This is a genomic window from Amycolatopsis sp. NPDC051045, assembly GCF_040682955.1.
GTDB lineage: Bacteria > Actinomycetota > Actinomycetes > Mycobacteriales > Pseudonocardiaceae > Amycolatopsis.
The window spans coordinates 1-16877 of record NZ_JBFBCC010000009.1 but is presented as its reverse complement, the minus strand read 5'-3'; the positions used below and the strand labels follow the sequence as shown (position 1 = coordinate 16877).

Annotated in this window: 18 protein-coding genes; 10 read left to right on the top strand and 8 right to left on the bottom strand. The window is 72.1% G+C overall.

The genetic code is table 11. The annotated features are described in order from the left end of the window. Positions 1-82 precede the first annotated feature (82 nt). Positions 83-919, bottom strand: a complete 837-nt coding sequence (locus AB0M80_RS21925) for a hypothetical protein (RefSeq protein ID WP_364567702.1) — start codon at positions 917-919, stop codon at positions 83-85. Positions 920-1082: 163 nt separating this feature from the next. Next, positions 1083-1325, bottom strand: coding sequence for a DUF3039 domain-containing protein (locus AB0M80_RS21920; protein ID WP_364567699.1), 243 nt, complete (start codon positions 1323-1325; stop codon positions 1083-1085). Between the two features lie 68 nt (positions 1326-1393). Between AB0M80_RS21920 and AB0M80_RS21915 the strand changes: the two genes are divergently transcribed. Genes AB0M80_RS21915 through AB0M80_RS21900 form a run of 4 tightly spaced genes read left to right on the top strand, consistent with a single transcriptional unit; the run spans position 1394 to position 4589 of the window. Continuing rightward, the gene (locus AB0M80_RS21915; RefSeq protein ID WP_364567697.1) at positions 1394-2179 is read left to right on the top strand and encodes a sporulation protein; all 786 of its coding nucleotides are present in this window, start codon (positions 1394-1396) and stop codon (positions 2177-2179) included. A 2-nt stretch (positions 2180-2181) separates the two neighbouring features. After that, complete coding sequence (locus AB0M80_RS21910) at positions 2182-2805, top strand: hypothetical protein (RefSeq protein ID WP_364567695.1); 624 nt, start codon at positions 2182-2184, stop codon at positions 2803-2805. A gap of 9 nt (positions 2806-2814) precedes the next feature. Then, positions 2815-3720 carry a pseudouridine-5'-phosphate glycosidase gene (locus AB0M80_RS21905; RefSeq protein ID WP_364567693.1) on the top strand — a complete coding sequence of 302 codons (906 nt, stop codon included), beginning with the start codon at positions 2815-2817 and terminating at the stop codon, positions 3718-3720. Further along, the gene (locus AB0M80_RS21900; protein WP_364567690.1) at positions 3717-4589 is read left to right on the top strand and encodes a carbohydrate kinase family protein; all 873 of its coding nucleotides are present in this window, start codon (positions 3717-3719) and stop codon (positions 4587-4589) included. Before AB0M80_RS21905 ends, AB0M80_RS21900 begins: the two co-directional genes overlap by 4 nt. A gap of 18 nt (positions 4590-4607) precedes the next feature. On the opposite strand, the gene AB0M80_RS21895 is transcribed toward AB0M80_RS21900, so the two are convergent. Together AB0M80_RS21895 and AB0M80_RS21890 are read right to left on the bottom strand one after the other, a co-directional pair. Beyond that, positions 4608-4922: a DUF3099 domain-containing protein gene (locus AB0M80_RS21895; RefSeq protein WP_364567687.1), complete on the bottom strand. Its 315-nt coding sequence runs from the start codon at positions 4920-4922 to the stop codon at positions 4608-4610. 38 nt (positions 4923-4960) lie between these two features. Then, a complete protein-coding gene (locus AB0M80_RS21890; RefSeq protein ID WP_364567684.1) occupies positions 4961-6226 on the bottom strand; it encodes an amidohydrolase in 1266 nt (421 codons plus the stop codon). Between the two features lie 28 nt (positions 6227-6254). On the opposite strand from AB0M80_RS21890, the gene AB0M80_RS21885 reads away from it, so the two are divergent. The 4 genes from AB0M80_RS21885 (at position 6255) to AB0M80_RS21870 (ending at position 11607) form a co-directional block, all read left to right on the top strand. After that, on the top strand, positions 6255-7757 hold the full coding sequence (locus AB0M80_RS21885) for a methyltransferase (RefSeq protein WP_364567681.1): 1503 nt from the start codon (positions 6255-6257) through the stop codon (positions 7755-7757). Beyond that, complete coding sequence (dtd, locus tag AB0M80_RS21880) at positions 7754-8179, top strand: D-aminoacyl-tRNA deacylase (protein ID WP_364567678.1); 426 nt, start codon at positions 7754-7756, stop codon at positions 8177-8179. The genes AB0M80_RS21885 and dtd overlap by 4 nt, the downstream gene beginning before the upstream one ends. A 330-nt stretch (positions 8180-8509) precedes the next feature. Further along, positions 8510-9538, top strand: a complete 1029-nt coding sequence (locus AB0M80_RS21875; RefSeq protein WP_364567675.1) for a sigma-70 family RNA polymerase sigma factor — start codon at positions 8510-8512, stop codon at positions 9536-9538. A 416-nt stretch (positions 9539-9954) separates the two neighbouring features. Further along, positions 9955-11607 carry a fumarate hydratase gene (locus AB0M80_RS21870; RefSeq protein ID WP_364567672.1) on the top strand — a complete coding sequence of 551 codons (1653 nt, stop codon included), beginning with the start codon at positions 9955-9957 and terminating at the stop codon, positions 11605-11607. 57 nt (positions 11608-11664) lie between these two features. Here AB0M80_RS21870 and AB0M80_RS21865 read toward each other — a convergent pair whose 3' ends face one another. The 4 genes from AB0M80_RS21865 to AB0M80_RS21850 form a co-directional block, all read right to left on the bottom strand. Next, positions 11665-12342 carry a hypothetical protein gene (locus AB0M80_RS21865; protein ID WP_364567669.1) on the bottom strand — a complete coding sequence of 226 codons (678 nt, stop codon included), beginning with the start codon at positions 12340-12342 and terminating at the stop codon, positions 11665-11667. 201 nt (positions 12343-12543) lie between these two features. After that, positions 12544-13068, bottom strand: a complete 525-nt coding sequence (locus tag AB0M80_RS21860; RefSeq protein ID WP_364567666.1) for a hypothetical protein — start codon at positions 13066-13068, stop codon at positions 12544-12546. A gap of 112 nt (positions 13069-13180) precedes the next feature. After that, a complete protein-coding gene (locus AB0M80_RS21855) occupies positions 13181-13687 on the bottom strand; it encodes a hypothetical protein (RefSeq protein WP_364567663.1) in 507 nt (168 codons plus the stop codon). Between the two features lie 52 nt (positions 13688-13739). Continuing rightward, entirely contained in the window at positions 13740-14516 is a 777-nt protein-coding gene (locus AB0M80_RS21850) for a GntR family transcriptional regulator (protein WP_364567660.1), read from the bottom strand. 80 nt (positions 14517-14596) lie between these two features. Here AB0M80_RS21850 and AB0M80_RS21845 point away from each other — a divergent pair, with 80 nt between their 5' ends. Further along, on the top strand, positions 14597-15814 hold the full coding sequence (locus tag AB0M80_RS21845) for an APC family permease (RefSeq protein ID WP_364567657.1): 1218 nt from the start codon (positions 14597-14599) through the stop codon (positions 15812-15814). Between the two features lie 125 nt (positions 15815-15939). After that, on the top strand, positions 15940-16746 hold the full coding sequence (locus AB0M80_RS21840) for a serine protease (protein WP_364567654.1): 807 nt from the start codon (positions 15940-15942) through the stop codon (positions 16744-16746). The last annotated feature ends 131 nt before the right edge of the window (positions 16747-16877 follow it).

Below are 16877 nucleotides of genomic sequence, written 5' to 3'. Positions count from 1 at the left end.
ACGACACACCGGATCCGAGTCGGGTCCGGCGTGTCGTCCGTTCAGGCACGCATGTTCGCCGTCTGGGTACGCGAGTTCGCCGTTACTGGCGGAAGCGGTAGGTCTTGCTGTCGAAGAGGATGCAGATGCCGGGGGACATCACGATCACGCGGAGCGTGGCGTCCCGCTCGTCGAAGTCGATGCCTTCGACCTCGAAGTTGCCGCTGCAGCCGCTGCGGAGCGGGAGCTGACCGAGCGAAGTGACGTGGCCGGTGACGTCCGAGCCGGCCAGCGGGCCGGCCAGGTCGACCTGGAGCAGCGGCTTCGTCGTGCCGAAGAGGCTGCCGTCCGGGTCGTCGGACGCGCAGAGCAGGCGGGTCGCGGTCTGGAAGTCGCAGCCCTGGACGTCGCGGACCGGGTGGTCGAGCCGGATCGCCGCGGCGTACGACAGGTTCTGCGCCGGGTTCGTCACCACGACGCCGGGCATCGGGTGCACCAGGAGCCGGTCCATGGTGCCCCACTCGCCCGCCACCAGCCAGCGCGCGTCGGGCGACACCGCGGCGAAGGAGTTGTTGTTCGCTTCCCACGACTCCAGCGCGTGCTGGTAGTTCGCCCACGAGCCGTCCGGGGCCTGGACGCGGAAGAGCTTCGCGCCGCGGTCGTCACGCTGGTAGGGCTCGACGTACCAGCCCTGGGCCGAACCCGGGTCGCCGACGTGGTTCCAGCCCCGCGAGTTGAGGTCCGCCGGGATCGTGCCGACCCCGGTGTAGCGGATCGTGGTCCCCGACGGCCGCACGATCGTGGCGAGCCCCTGACTCTCGTCGAGGGCCCGGGCGTTGTCGGAACCGACCTCCGTCCAGCCCGTGGCCGCCTGGGCCAGTGCGGGCGCGAACGCGGTGAGCAGGGCGACGACGGCGAGCACGATCCCGGTTCTGCGCATGACGCCTCCGGTCGGAGTGGGAAACCTGGCGAGCAGGATTTACCAGCACTCCGGGGCGTCGCACACCCGCCGAATGAAGGTTTTTCACGTTCGTTCGGCGATCTGTCCGATTCCGGACAGCACGAACACCCGGCGGGGCACCCGCCGGGTGTTCAGGCCGGGATCACTTCCCCGGACGGAGACTTTGGTAGATCTCCTTGCAGGCCGGGCAAACCGGCGACCCGGGCTTCGGCGACTTCGTCACCGGGAAGACCTCGCCGCACAGCGCCACCACGTGAGTGCCCATGACCGCGCTTTCGGCGATCTTGTTCTTCTTCACGTAGTGGAACATCTTCGGCGAGTCGTCGTCGGTGGTTTCGGTGCCCTCGGGCGTGGTTTCCGGCTTCGTCAGCGTCTCGGTGCTCACCCGGCCATTGTGCCCCAGTCCCGCCGAACCTCCCGCGATCGGCCCCCCGGCCTGGCAGGATCCACGACATGTTCCAGAAGGTGCTCGCGACGTTCGGCTCGGGCGGGGCGCGGATCGACGCCCGTCTGCTGGACCAGACCGCCGCTCCCAGCCGCCCGCTGCACGGCGAGGTGCTGCTGCTCGGCGGCGAGGTCGACCAGGAGATCAAGGGCCTCGCGGTGACGCTGCTGGCCCGCGTCCGGGTGCCCGGCGGCACCACCGAAGACCTGCCGTTCGGCACCCAGCAGCTGGTCGGCGGGGAGATCATCCACGCCGGCCGGCAGGTGCGGGTGCCGTTCGAGCTCGCCCTGCCCTGGGAGACGCCCGTGACCAGCGTCTACGCCAAGCCGCTGGCCGGCATGGCGATCGGCGTCCGGGCCGAGCTCGACCTGGCCGCGGCGGTGTCGGACCCGTTCGACGCCGACGCCGTCGCGATCGAGCCGCTCCCGGCGCAGAAGCGGGTCCTCGACGCGCTGAGCCGGATCGGCTTCACCTTCCGCGAGGCGGTCCTCGAGCAGGGCCGGGTCGACGGTGCCCGCCAGCAGCTGCCCTTCTTCCAGGAGATCCGCTTCGCGCCTTCACCGCGCTTCGCGAGCATCTTCTCCCAGGTCGCCGTCACCTTCCTGGCCTCGGCCGAGCGCACCGACGTCGTGCTGGAGGTCACCAAACGGGTCCGCGTGAGCAAGACCGGCGGGTTCGGCGGCCGCGGGCAGGACTTCCTCGGGATGTTCAGCGTGCAGCCGGACGTGAACTGGGAGAAGCAGCTCGACGACTGGCTCGACCAGGTGGCACGCCCGCGCGGGATCTTCGACTAGCCATGCGGTGGGAGGAAGCGATCACGGCGCTCGGCGGCGCGTCCGGTGCCTGGCCACGGCTCGAAGCCCGGTACGGCGAGCCGCACCGGCGCTACCACACGCTGGACCATGCGGCCGCCGTCGTCCGCGACTCCGCCTGGCTGGCCGGCGGCCTCGGCGCCACCGAGCGCGCGGAGGTCGCCGTCGCGGCCTGGACACACGACGTCGTGTACGACGCGAAGCCCGGCGAAGACGAACGCGTCAGCGCGGAGTGGGCCCGCGAAGCTCTGCAGGAGGCGAAGGTCGGCGAAGCTCACATCGAGCGTGTCGAAGGGCTGGTCCTGGCCACGATCAAGCACGACGCCCCAGCGGACGACCTCCTGGCCACCGCGCTCCTCGACGCCGACCTCGCCGTCCTCGGAGCACCCGAAAAGCAGTACGCGGCGTACGCCCGCGGAGTGCGTGAGGAGTACGCGAAGTACCCCGACGACGTCTGGCGCGAAGGGCGCATAGCCGTCCTCGAACGGCTGCTGTCCCGGCCGCTCTACCGCAGCGAAGCCGCGCGGACACGCTGGGCGACCACCGCGGAAAAGAACCTCACGGGCGAGCTGACCCACTGGCGCCGCGCGCGGGACGATCACCGATGATGGTCCCTCGTGACTACCGCACTCTCGCTGCACGAAGAGGTCGCCTCGGCGCTGCGTGACGGGCACCCCGTCGTCGCGCTGGAGAGCACCATCCTGTCCCACGGCCTGCCGCCGGGCCGCAACCTCGACGTCGCCCGCCGCCTCGAAGGCGTGGTCCGCGACGGCGGCGCCGTCCCGGCCACGATCGCGGTGCTCGACGGGCGGATCGTCGTCGGCCTCTCCCCCGCCGAGCTCGAGCGCGTCTGCGCGCCGGACGCCGGCCTGGACAAGCTGTCGCTGCGGGACCTCGGCCCGGCCGTCGGGCTCGGCCGCTCCGGCGCGACGACCGTGGCGAGCACGTCGGCGCTGGCCGCCGCGGCCGGGATCGGGATGTTCGCCACCGGCGGGCTCGGCGGCGTGCACGTCGGCGCCGCGCAGACCTGGGACGTCTCGGCGGACCTGGGCGTGCTGGCGAAGGTGCCGACCGTGGTCGTCTGCTCCGGCGTGAAGTCGGTGCTCGACATCCCGGCCACCCTCGAGGTGCTGGAGACGAACTCGGTGCCGGTGCTGGGCTACCGCACCGACGACTTCCCGGCGTTCTACCTGCGTTCGTCCGGGCACGCCGTGGGCTGGCGGGTCGACGACCCGAAGCAGGCCGCCGCCGTGATCGACGCGCACCGCGCCTACGCGGGTTCCGGTGTCCTGCTGGCGAACCCGATCCCCGTAGCGTCCGAAATGGACAGAGAGCTGCACGACCGGCTGCTCGCCGAGGGCCTCGCGCTCGTCGAAGAGCAGGACGTGCACGGCGCCGAGGTCACGCCGGTGCTGCTGGAGCACTTCCACACCGCCAGCGGCGGGGTGAGCATCGACGCGAACGAAGCACTGGTGCTCAGCAACGCGAAGCTGGCCACCGAGGTCGCGGTGGCGCTGGCATGAACGGGATCGTGGTGGTCGGCGACGCGGCCCTGGACGTGATCGCCCGGCACGACAAGCCGCTGCCGCACGGCGGCGACGCGCGCGCGAAGATCCGGTTCACCGGCGGCGGCGCGGGCGCCAACACGGCGCTGTGGCTGCGTTCCCTCGGCGCGGAGACGACGTTGCTCGCGCGGATCGGCGACGACCCCGGCGGCCGCCTGATCCGCGCGGAGCTGGAGGCGGCGGGTGTGCGGTGCGCGTTCGCCGTCGACTCCGAGGCTCCGACCTGCTGCGTCGTGGTGATGGTCGACGGTTCCGGGCAGCGCAGCATGCTGGCCGACCGCGGCGCGAACCAGCGCTTCGCCCCCGGGGACGTCACCCCCGAGGCTCTGGCGGGCGCGAGCCACCTGCACCTGTCCGGGTACGTGCTGCTCGACCCGCCGTCACGGGCGGCCGGGCTGGCCGCGCTGGCCGCGGCGAAGGACGCCGGGCTCACGACGTCGGTCGACCCGCAGGCGGCCGCGCACATCACCGACCCGGCGGCGTTCCTCGACGACGTGCGCGGGGTCGACCTGCTGATGCCGAACACCGAGGAGCTGGTCGCGCTGACCGGCTCGGCGGACCCGGCGTCGGCGAAGGAGCTGCTCGGCGCGGTCGGCGCGGTGGTCGTCACCGCCGGGCTCGAGGGTGCCAGCTGGGTCGACGCGGGCGGGGTCACGAGCGTGCCCGCGGTCGAGGCGGACTGCGTCGACTCGACCGGCGCGGGCGACGCCTTCGACGCGGGCGTGCTCACCGGCTGGCTCGCCGGGGAGTCCACTGTGGACGTCCTGCGGCACGGGACGCGGCTGGGCGCGCTGGCCGTCGGGAAGGTGGGCCCCCAGCCGGGGTGAACCAGCCGGGGTGACCCCTCAGCCGTCGATGACGCGGTGGCTGGTGCTCTCGATCGCCTTCGCCTCGTGCTGATAAGTCGAGACCTGCTCGGTCTTGCGCGGCGGGCGGTCGTTCGCGATCAGCACCGCGATCCACGGCAACGGGACCGAGATCGCGAGGAACGTCAGCGCCAGCCACCACACGTGGTAGGTCAGCCCGGCCGCGATCAGGCACGGGATCCGGCAGGCCATCATGATGACGTACTTGCGCTTGCGCGCGGCGAGCTGCTGTTCGTACGACGGGGCCGCCCCGGTGATCAGCACCGGGTCCGAGTCGTTGGCGGGCATGGTCACTGCACCACCTCCGCCTTCCATCGTCCCACTTGCGCGGTTCATCCGACACCGGGGTGACGCAACTTGCTCAACGCGGCCACGACGAGGGTTTCGATGCCGGTGCGCAGGGTGGGGTGCAGGACCGGGGCGAACCGCGGCGAATGGTTGGACGGGATGTCGCGCTCGAACCGGCCCTCGGTCATCGCCGTGATGACCGTCTCCGGGTCGAAGCCGCCGACCAGCCAGAACACCGACGGTGCGCCGGCCGCGCGGCCGAACTCGCTGAAGTCCTCGCTGCCGGTGATCAGCGGCGCCGGCAGCACCACGTCGGTCCCGAAGCGCGCGCGGAAGACCTCGGTGAGCGCGTCGTTGGCGGCTTCGTCGTTCTCGGTGACCGGGTAGGCGCCGGACCGCTCGATCACCGGCGGCTTCGGCGCGCCGGCCGTGGCGGCCTCGCCGTGCACGATCCGCTCGACCGCGGCCAGCACCCGCTCGCGCACGGCCTGGTCGAAGGACCGGACGTTGACCTCGAGCACGGCGTCGTCGGCGATCACGTTGCTAGCGGTGCCCACGTGCAGTGAACCGACCGTGACCACGGCCGAGTCCGTGGCGGCGATCTCCCGCGACACGATCGTCTGCAGCTTCAGCACCACGGACGCGGCCAGCACGGCCGGGTCGACGGTCGTCTCCGGGCGCGAACCGTGCCCGCCGCGGCCGTGCAGGGTGACGCGCAGTGTGTCGGTGGCGGCCATGATCACGCCGGGCCGGGTGAGCACCCAGCCGGCCGGGCCGGGCACCAGGTGCTGCCCGAACACGACGTCGGGCGTCCCCGCGACGGCGAACAGGCCGTCGCGGACCATCGCCGCGGCGCCGCCCGCGCCCTCCTCCCCCGGCTGGAACACCACCAGCAGCGTGCCGGCCCAGGTGTCGCGGCCGCGGGCGAGCAGCGCGGCGGCGCCGGAGAGCCAGGTGGCGTGCATGTCGTGCCCGCAGGCGTGCATGACGGGGACGTCGTTGCCGTGCTCGTCGGTGCCGCGGGCGGTGCTGGCGTACGACAGCCCGGTCTTCTCCTCGACCGGCAGCGCGTCGATGTCGGCCCGCAGCAGCACCGTGGGGCCCTCGCCGTTGCGCAGCACGCCCAGCACGCCGGTGCCGGCGATGCCGGTGTGCACCTCGTAGCCGTCGCCCTCCAGCCGCCGGGCCAGCTCGGCCGCGGTCCGGGTCTCGGCGAAGGACAGCTCCGGGTGCCGGTGCAGATCGATGTACAGCGCTTCGAGCTCGGGCAGCGCCGCGTCGAGCGGGGCGAGGACGCGTTCAAGGGTCACGGGGGCCATCGTGGCAGCATTACCCACCGTGAGCACGCGAAGCGCATTGCCCGACCTGTCCGACGACGTCTGCGCGCGGCTGCGCGAGGCCTTCCGGCGCACCTCCTACGACGCCGACGGCGTGGTGGCCGCCCTCGGCGGGGCCGCGCACGCGGCGCTGGGCCGCGGCGAGCCGGTGCCGGCCGAACGCGCCAGCCGGGACGCCGGCGACCTCGGCACGCTGATCCGGCTGTTCCTGCTGGGCGGCACCGAACCCGAGACCGCGGTCAAGGCTGCCTTCGCCCCCCTGACCCCCGAAGACGCCGTCGCCGCCGGGCTGCTGACCGCCGGCGGCGACGGGTACCGCGCCGCCCTCGACGTCCGGCCGCACGGCGACGAAGAGGGCTCCTGGTGGGTGGTTTCCGACCTCGACGCCGACGTGCTGGGCACCACCGTGCCCGAGGACCACGTGCTCGGCGTCGGCCACGCGTCGCTGTCGCTGATCCGCGCGACCAGCCGCCGCCCGGTCGGCACGCTGCTCGACCTGGGCACCGGCAACGGCGTGCAGGCCCTGCACGCGACCCGGCACGCACAGCGCGTCACCGCGACCGACGTCTCCGCGCGCGCCCTGGCCCTGGCCGCGGCGACCTTCCGGCTGAACGAACTGGACGTCGAACTGGTCCGCGGCGAGTGGTTCGCACCGGTCGCGCGGCGCAGGTTCGACCAGGTCGTGTGCAATCCGCCGTTCGTGGTCGGGCCGGCCCGCGTCGACTACACCTACCGCGACTCCGGGCTGGCGGGCGACGACGCGAGCGCGCTGGTCGTGCGGCAGCTGCCGGGGTTCCTCAACGACGGCGGCGTCGGGCACCTGCTCGCCTCGTGGCTGCACACCTCCCGCGAAGACTGGGCCGACCGGGTGAGCCGCTGGCTGCCCGCCGAGACCGACGCCTGGTTCGTGCAGCGCGACGTCGCCGATCCGGCGCTCTACGTCGGCACCTGGTTGCGGGACGCGGGCCTCGACCCGCGCTCGCCCGAGGGCCGGGCGAAGGCGGCGGCGTGGCTCGACTGGTTCGCCGCCCACGACGTCCGGGGCATCGGCTTCGGGTTCGTCACGCTGCGGCGCGCGGCCGGACGGACACCGACGGTCGTGTGCGAAGACCTCCGGCAGGCGTACGACGACCCGCTGGGCCCGGAAGCGGCGGGCTGGCTGGACCGGGTGGAATGGCTGCGCGAATCGAGTGATTCTCTACTGGATGTCCGATTTGTGGTGCCGGACACGGTCCTGCTCGAAAGCGTCGAAGAACCCGGCGACGAAGGCTGGGCGACGACCGTCCGGCGGTTGCACCGCACCGACGGGCCGGGCTGGCAGCACGAAGTCGACGAGCTGGCCGCGCGGCTGCTGGCGGGCTGCCGCGGGGCGCTGCCCCTGGAAGACCTGATCGAGCTCCTCGCGGCCGCGCAGGGCATGGAAGCGCCGGAACTCGCGGCCGCCGCACTGCCCGTCGTCCGGGAGCTCGTCCGCCACGGCATGCTCGTCCCGGCGGACCGGTGAGGGCGGTCGCGGCCCGGGTCACGCGGGCGGACGTCACCGTCGGCGACGAGGTCGTCGGCGCGCTCGGCGAGCCGGGTTTGCTTGTGCTGCTGGGAATCCACGCCGACGACGACGCCGCGAAGGCCGTCACGATGGCGCGCAAACTGCACGAACTGCGAGTGCTGCGCGACGAGGAATCATGCGCCACGGCGAATGCGCCGTTGCTCGTGGTGAGCCAGTTCACGCTCTACGGCGACACGAAGAAGGGACGACGGCCGTCGTGGACGCAGGCGGCGCGGCCGGACGTCGCCGAACCGTTGGTGGACGCGGTCGTGGCCGAATTGCGCGGCCGCGGCGCGACCGTGGCGACGGGACGATTCGGGGCCACGATGGCGGTCTCCAGCGTCAACGACGGGCCGTTCACCGTTCTCGTAGAGGTCTAGACCACTCCCGAACGCGCTGCGCTTGCCGTCGAGGCGGCGGCGGGGACCTGGGCGGTGGTTCACTTCCCGGCCCGATTCTCATGGGATTCTCAGGTTCCCCCGCACCCGCCGTTCTCAGCAAAAGCTCAGCAATGGTGGAGCAACCGGAGCGCGCCGGCAGCCGTCTTCCTTTTCAGCGAGCCGGGAACGTTTTGGAAACCCGGAGCGTTGCACCAGATGTCCAGCCAAGCCGGCCGGACCGGCGTACCGGGTTCCACAGGCCCCGGTCCGCGGGTACGCACCCGGTGGACGACCGCAGCAGCACGTTCAGCCCGTGACCGGGGAGGCAGAATGTCAGTCCAGACTCTCGAACGCGAGTCACGCGGGATCCGCGAGCGTATCCCGGCTCAGGCGAGCGAGGAGCCGATGAGCTTGGGGACGCTCACCGACGCCGACCTCGACGCCCAGAGCCCCGCCGCCGACCTCGTCCGCGTCTACCTCAACGGCATCGGCAAGACGGCCCTGCTCAGCGCGGCCGACGAGGTCGAGCTGGCCAAGCGGATCGAAGCCGGGGTGTTCGCCCAGCACATGCTGGACACCGCCGAGCAGCTCACGGCCAAGCGCCGCACCGAGCTGGTGGCGCTGGTGCGCGACGGCCACGTGGCCAAGAACCACCTGCTGGAGGCCAACCTCCGCCTGGTGGTCTCGCTCGCCAAGCGCTACACCGGCCGGGGGATGCCGCTGCTCGACCTGATCCAGGAGGGGAACCTGGGTCTGATCCGCGCGGTGGAGAAGTTCGACTACTCCAAGGGGTTCAAGTTCTCGACCTACGCCACCTGGTGGATCCGGCAGGCCATCACCCGGGGCATGGCCGACCAGGGCCGCACGATCCGGCTGCCCGTCCACCTGGTGGAACAGGTGAACAAGCTGGCCCGCATCAAGCGCGACCTGCACCAGCAGCTCGGCCGCGACGCGACGCACGAGGAACTGGCGGCCGAGTCGGGCATCCCGGCCCACAAGATTTCGGACCTGCTCGACCACTCGCGTGACCCGGTAAGCCTGGACATGCCGGTCGGCGCCGAGGAGGACGCCCCGCTGGGCGACTTCATCGAGGACTCCGAGGCGACCGACGCGGAAAGCGCCGTGATCTCGGGTCTGCTGCAGGACGACCTGCGCCGCGTGCTCGCGACGCTGGACGACCGCGAGCAGCACGTGATCCGGCTGCGCTACGGCCTGGACGACGGCCAGCCGCGCACCCTCGACCAGATCGGCAAGCACTTCGGGCTGTCCCGCGAGCGGGTCCGCCAGATCGAGCGCGAGGTCATGTCCAAGCTCCGCCAGGGCGAGCGCGCGGACCGGCTCCGCGCCTACGCCAGCTGACTTCATTTTTCGCGGGCTGGTTCTCTCAGCAAAAGGGGCGGGTACTCACCCGCCCCTTTTGCGTGCGCCCAGGCCGGTGACCAGGGGGTCACGCGGGCGTGAAAATTTTCCCCGAAAACCGGGTTTCGCCGTTACCGGCCCTGGGTAGCAACCCTCCGCCAGCACCCGTCCGGCGGCGTTGACCGATGACCTGCGTCACGAACGCCTCGAGGTGCCGGTGCCGGCCTCGCAACCGGATGTGCACGCATCCGGGCGCTTTCCCCGGGAGGTCGGGTCCGTCGGGGTGGACCCGGCCTCCCGACCAGCTTCCGCCACCGCGGCCGTGGGGTGGCCCACAGTGACCGCATGCCGCTTCGGCGTGGCCTCCCGCACTGCGTAGGGTGGGCGGATCCCGGAGCTGGCAAAGGAGCCTGGCAGTGCCGTCCACCACGTTTCAGCACACCGAAGTCCTCCCGCTGGGCAAGGACACCACCACCGAATACCGGTTGGTCACCGACGAAGGCGTCGAGACCGTCGAAGCCGCCGGGCGGACGTTCCTGAAGGTCGACCCCGAGGCGCTCACCACCCTCGCCCGCACCGCCATCACCGACATCCAGCACCTGTTGCGCACGTCACACCTCGCCCAGCTGCGCGCCATCGTCGACGACCCCGAGGCCAGCGGCAACGACCGGTTCGTCGCCATGGACCTGCTGCGCAATGCCGCCATCTCCGCCGGCGGGGTGCTCCCCATGTGCCAGGACACCGGCACCGCCATCGTCATCGGCAAGCGCGGCGAAGGCGTCCTCACCGGCGGGGACGACGAACGCGCCCTCTCCCGCGGCATCTTCGACGCCTACCAGCAGCTGAACCTGCGCTACTCGCAGATGGCGCCGGTGAACTTCTGGGACGAGCGCAACACCGGCACCAACCTCCCCGCCCAGATCGAGCTCTACCACAAGGACGGGGACCCGACCTACGAGTTCCTGTTCATGGCCAAGGGCGGCGGCAGCGCCAACAAGACGTTCCTCTACCAGGAGACCAAGGCCGTCCTGAACCCGAAGCGGCTCGCCCGGTTCCTCGACGAAAAGCTGCGCAGCCTCGGCACCGCCGCCTGCCCGCCCTACCACCTCGCGATCGTCGTCGGCGGCATGTCCGCCGAGTTCAACCTCAAGGTCGCCAAGCTCGCCTCCGCGCGCTACCTCGACACCCTCCCGACCGAGGGTTCCGAGCTCGGGCACGCCTTCCGCGACCCGGACCTCGAACAGCAGGTCCTGGAGATGACCCGCCAGTTCGGCATCGGCGCGCAGTTCGGCGGGAAGTACTTCTGCCACGACGTCCGCGTCATCCGGCTCCCTCGGCACGGTGCCAGTTGTCCCGTCGGCATCGCCGTCTCGTGCTCGGCCGACCGCCAGGCCAAGGCCAAGATCACCGCCGACGGCGTGTTCATCGAGCAGCTCGAGCGCGACCCGGCCCGCTTCCTGCCCGACGTCACCGAAGAAGACCTCTCCGACGACGTCGTCGCCGTCGACCTCAACCGGCCGATGGCCGAGATCCGCGCCCAGCTCTCGCAGCTGCCGGTCAAGACGCGGCTTTCGCTCACCGGGCCACTGGTCGTCGCCCGCGACATCGCCCACGCCAAGATCGCCGAGCGTCTCGACGCCGGCGAGGAGATGCCGGACTACCTGAAGAACCACCCGGTCTACTACGCGGGCCCGGCGAAGACGCCCGAGGGCTACGCGTCGGGTTCGTTCGGGCCCACCACGGCCGGGCGGATGGATTCCTACGTCGAGCAGTTCCAGGCCGCCGGCGGCTCACTCGTCATGCTGGCCAAGGGAAACCGCTCGAAGCAGGTCACGGCGGCCTGCCAGGCGCACGGCGGGTTCTACCTCGGCTCCATCGGCGGCCCGGCGGCCCGGCTCGCGCAGGACTGCATCAAGAAGGTCGACGTCCTCGAGTACGCCGAGCTCGGCATGGAAGCCGTCTGGAAGATCGAGGTCGAGGACTTCCCGGCGTTCGTCGTCATCGACGACAAGGGCAACGACTTCTTCGCCAGCACCGGCGATCCGGTGCTGCAGATCAGCTTCCGCTGAACGCGGGGAAGGGGGACGCCGGCCCGCCACCGGCGCCCCCCTTCCTTCCCCGCTCCCTCAGCCGACGCGTTCGATCCGCGCGCGCCGGATGAGGAACTTCCCGGGCTCGCGAACCTCTTCGAAGGCCGCGTTGTTGAGCAGCGTGCAGCTGCCCGACACCGACGTCACCGCCACCGTGGTGGACTTCGCGTTGTCGAGGTTGGTCACCTTCAGCTTCGTCCCGGCCGGGAACTGGTTGCTGGACGCGGCCGGCGCGCCGGCTTCGCCCGAGAGCGTCACGGTCGAACCGGGGCACACGACGTCGCCCACCGGCGCCGCCGCGCCCGCACCGGCGGCCGGTTGTGCCGGCCCCTTCTGCTGCCCGGGGGCCTGCGTCCGGCCCGGCGCGTTGCCGGCATTGCCGGGGGCCGCGGCCGCCGGGCCGCTGCCCGCCACGACGTTCGCCGTGCAACCCGCGACCTGCCGCCGCTGCTGGATCAGGTCCACCACCGCCTGCCGGTTGGCGATCCGCGCGGCCGACTGCGCGTCCGGGTTCGCCTGCTGGCCCGCGATGAAGGTCAGGTTGTTCTGCAGAGCGGTGTCGAGTCCCCCGCAGTTCTCCTTGGGCGCTTCGGCCGCGTTGCCCGCGGGACTGCTCAACGCGATGGCGGTCGCCGTGACGGCGGAAACACCCAGCAACGCGGCCAGTCCGACGGTCGCCTGCTTGCGGTGCCGGCCACTGCTCAACCGGGGCATGGGCCCCTCCTCTCTGATCGCCACCTCACCCGGGGACACGGCCCGGCCACGACGGTGGTTCACCGAGAGGCGAAGAAAATTCGACGAGTTCGACGGGGGGTGGAACACGCCGCGCTTTGTGGTCCGGACCACTGGACGGCGACCGTCCACTCCGGACAGACCACGGCCCCGGAGAGCTCTCTCCGGGGCCGTGGGACCCGCTTACTTCGGCGGCGTGGTCTTCAGCACCACGGTGCGCTGGTCCAGCGGCGCGGCCAAGGCGACCGAAATCACCGGGTACCGGATGTCCATCGTGCACATCTGCCCGGTCTGCGCCTTGGTTTCGCTCAGGTCGACGACGACGTGGTCGCCCGTCTGCTCGGCCGCCTCGCCGAGCGCGTGGCCGCAGCCACCTTCCTGGGCGCGGATGTTGAGGATGGTGCCGCCGTTGGCCGTCCACACCTCGCGCGGGAACCCGGCGGGCAGCGCGGTCGCGTCGATCTTGCCGGCCGGGACCGGCGTGCTGCCCTCGGGCACGGTCAGCCGGGGCTTGCCCGGCGGGTTGGCCGTCGGCGAGCCCGGCGGCACCGGCTCGCTCGGCGACGGCGAGGCCGACGTCGACACGCTGCCGGTGGGCGCCGCGGAGTCGCCGCCGGCGGGCCGGCCGGTGGGCATGTCCTGGCCGGCGCAGGCCGTCGCCATCAGCAGGATTGCGCCTATTCCGACCACCTTCGCTGAGTACCTCATGCCGTCAAGACGGAGCGGGCGCGGTGCGGGGTTGCATCGGCTCCCGCCCCGGACGTGGTCCGGGAGGGTGGCCCCGGGCATCCCGGGGCCGCCCTCCCAGCGTCGGTGGTGCTCAGCCCTGGCGGAGGACGACCGTGCGCGTCCCGAGCGGGGCCGCGAGGGCGAGGGGGACCTTGAGTTCCTTGATGTAGTCCGGGCACAGCTGGCCCTTCGGGGCCGACGACACGGTCACCAGCACGACCACCTGCTGCGCCGTCTGCTCGCCGACGCGCGCGGAGATGCGGCGGCAGCCGCCCTCCTCGGCCTGCAGGATCAGGGTCCGGCCGTCGAGGCTCCGGACGAGGCTGCGCGGGTAGCCCTCGGGCAGACCGCGGGCGTCGACCTGCGTCTCGGCGACGACGTCGTCGCCCGGCGCGATGCCCTGCGTCGGCCGCCCGACCGTCTGGGACGGCGGCGGGCCGACCGTGGGCGGCACGGTTCCCGGCACGGTCGCCGCCGTGGTGGACGTTCCGGGCCCGGTGCCGGTCCCCGCCGGGGCCCCGGCGCCGGAATTCGCCGCACAGGCCGTCGCCGCGAGCAGCAGCAGGCCCGCGCCCAGCAGTTTCACCGTGGTACGCATGCCTGCCAGACGGAGCGGACGCCCCCGGGGGTTGCACGCGCGTGGGTCCTGCTCAGTCGGTGCGGCCCAGGCGGGTCAGGAAGCTGAGCCGGTCGCCGCGGTAGAGGGAGCGCACCCGCTCGAACGGTGCGCCGTCCGGGCCCCACACGACACGGTGCGTGAGCAGCATCGGCACCGCCGGGTTCGTCCCGATCAGCAGCGCCTCACGCGGAGTGGCCAGCACGGTCTCGACGCGCTCCTCGGCGCCGTCGAACACGGCGCCCAGCTTCTCGCTCAGGCACGTGTCGAGCGACTGCCCGGGCTCGAACACGCTCAGGAGGTCCGGAAACCGCTCGGCGAGCAGATATGTCGACTCCAACCCGACGCGCTCCTCGTCGGCCAGCAGGACCCGCTCGAGGTGGAACACTTCGGCGTCGGATGTCACCCGCAGGTCGGCGGCCAGCGCGCTGCCCGCCAGGCGCCGCTCCAGGGTGATCGCCGTCCGGCCCGGCCGGATGCCCTGGCGCCGCCGCCGCTCCGTGCCACTCGCCAGGACCAGCGGCTGGACGAGCTTCGGGCCGGCGACGTACGTGCCGCTCCCCTGGCGGCGGCTGAGCCTGCCCTCGAGCACCAGTTCCCCGACCGCTTGCCGTACGGTCGCCCTCGACACTTCGAATCGCTCGCACAATTCCCGTTCCGTGGGCAGCGCCGCGCCTTCGCCGAGTTCCGCGATCACCGCCAGCAGTTCGACCTTGACCGCGTAGTAGCGCGGGACGCGGCCGTGTTCGGGAATCCCGTCGAGAACGGGGCCGTCGGCGGACAGGCGGGAATGGGATGCGGGGGCGGGCACGGAATCGACCCTATTCGGTTCGCCGCGCGCCGTGGTTCGCTGTGGTACGCAACACGGCCGATACCTGGAGGATCACCCGGATGCGTCCGACCCCGCTGGTACGCCGGCTCGGCCTCGCCGACGCCGTTTTCCTGGGCCTCGGCTCGATGATCGGGGCCGGGGTGTTCGCCGCGTTCGCCCCGGCCGCGCGGGCGGCGGGGGCCGGCCTGCTGTTCGCATTGGTCCTCGCGGCCGCAGTGGCTTACTGCAATGCGACGTCTTCGGCCCAGCTGGCGGCGAGATATCCGGAATCCGGCGGCACCTACGTTTACGGCCGGGAAAGGCTCGGTGAATTCTGGGGATACCTGGCCGGCTGGGGATTCGTCACCGGAAAGACCGCCAGCTGCGCCGCGATGACGCTGACCGTCGTCGCCTACGCCGCACCCGGGCTCGGGCAGCCGTGGCGAAGCCTGTTCGCCGTCGCGGTGGTCGCCGCGCTCACCGCCGTCAACTACTTCGGCGTGCACCGGTCGGCGCTGGCGACCCGCGTGATCGTCGCGTGCACCCTGCTCGTGCTCACCGCCGCGGCGGTGGCGATGGCCGCCGGGCCGGGCGCCGGCGGCCCGCTCGTCGCCTGGCCCGGCGGCGGGGGTGTCCTGGAGGCGGCGGGGCTGCTCTTCTTCGCCTTCGCCGGGTACGCGCGGCTCGCGACGCTCGGCGAGGAGGTCCGCGACCCGGCCCGCACCATCCCCCGCGCCATCCCGCTCGCCCTCGGCATCACCCTCGTGGTCTACACCGCGCTGGCGGTGCTCCTGCTCGTCCGGCTCGGCCCGGCCGCGCTCGCCGCGAGCCCGGACCCGATCGCGGCCGCCGTCCCGGGGTGGCTCGCCCCGGTCGTCCGGGTGGGCGCGACGCTGGCGGCGCTCGGCTCGCTGCTCGCCCTCATCCTCGGCGTCTCGCGCACGACGCTGGCGATGAGCCGCGACGGGCACCTCCCCCGGTTCCTCACCGCCGTGCACCCGCGCCACCACGTGCCCCACCGGGCCGAGCTCGCCGTCGGGCTGGTCGTCGCCGTGCTCGCCGCGTCGATCGACCTGCGCGCCGCGATCGGCTTCTCGTCCTTCGCCGTCCTGACCTACTACGCGATCGCCAATGCCGCCGCGCTCACGCTGCGCGGTAAGGCGCGGCCGGTCGCCGTCCTGGGCCTCGCCGGGTGCGTGGTGCTGGCCTTCAGCCTGCCGCTGCCGTCCGTGCTGGCCGGCTGCGCCGTGCTCTTGCTGGGCGGTCTGGCCTACGGCGTTCGTCGGATCCGCCGGTGAGAAATCACCCAACCGCCCGAAAGATCCGAAGAAAGTCGGTTGTCCCGGTCTGTGACCACCTGGTGTAGTCATGGAGCCGCTGACGGCAACGGCTTCCACTGTGGACACTGGAAGGACTGATCCCCTTGGCTCCCAAGCGCTGGTTCACCCTGCTCAGAAACGCCACCACCGCGCTGGCCGCGGTCGCCGCGGCCGCGGCGTTCGCCACCCCGGCGGTCGCCACCGCCGCCCAGCCGCCGTCCACCGACGTCGTCGGCGGGACCCGGGCGGCCCAGGGCGAATTCCCGTTCATGGTGCGGTTGTCCATGGGCTGCGGGGGCGCGCTGTACACCAAGCAGATCGTCCTGACCGCGGCGCACTGCGTGAGCCGGACCGGTTCGAACACCTCCATCACGGCGACGGTCGGCGTGGTCGACCTGCAGGGCTCGGGCGCGCAGAAGATCCGCTCGACCTACGTCTACCAGTCCCCCACCTACGGCACCTCGACCGGCGGCGACTGGGCGCTGATCAAGCTCGCCACCCCGGTGAGCGGGCTCTCCACGCTGCCGATCACGTCGACGTCGACGTACAACAACGGCACGTTCACCGTGGCCGGCTGGGGCGCGGCCCGTGAAGGCGGCGCGCAGCAGCGGTACCTGCTCAAGGCGACGGTCCCGTTCGTCGACGACGCCACCTGCCAGGCGCAGGGCGGCAGCTACCCCGACCTCATCCCGAGCGCCGAGATCTGCGCGGGCAACCTCGCCTCCGGCGGCGTCGACACCTGCCAGGGCGACTCCGGCGGCCCGATGTTCCGCCGGGACAACGCGGGCGCGTGGATCCAGGTCGGCATCGTCAGCTGGGGTGACGGCTGCGCCCGGGCGCACGCTCCCGGCGTCTACACCGAGGTGAGCACGTTCGCGTCGAAGATCGCCGCGGCCGCCTCCGGCCTCTAGCCCGCAAGTCCGTGAATGCCACCTTGAGGGACTCAGCGTCCCTCAAGGTGGCTCGGAGTCATGGGGTTGTTGCAACACCGCTTGGAGGAAGGGGTGGTTGTGATGGCTCGGGTGCGGAAGTTCCGTTGGTT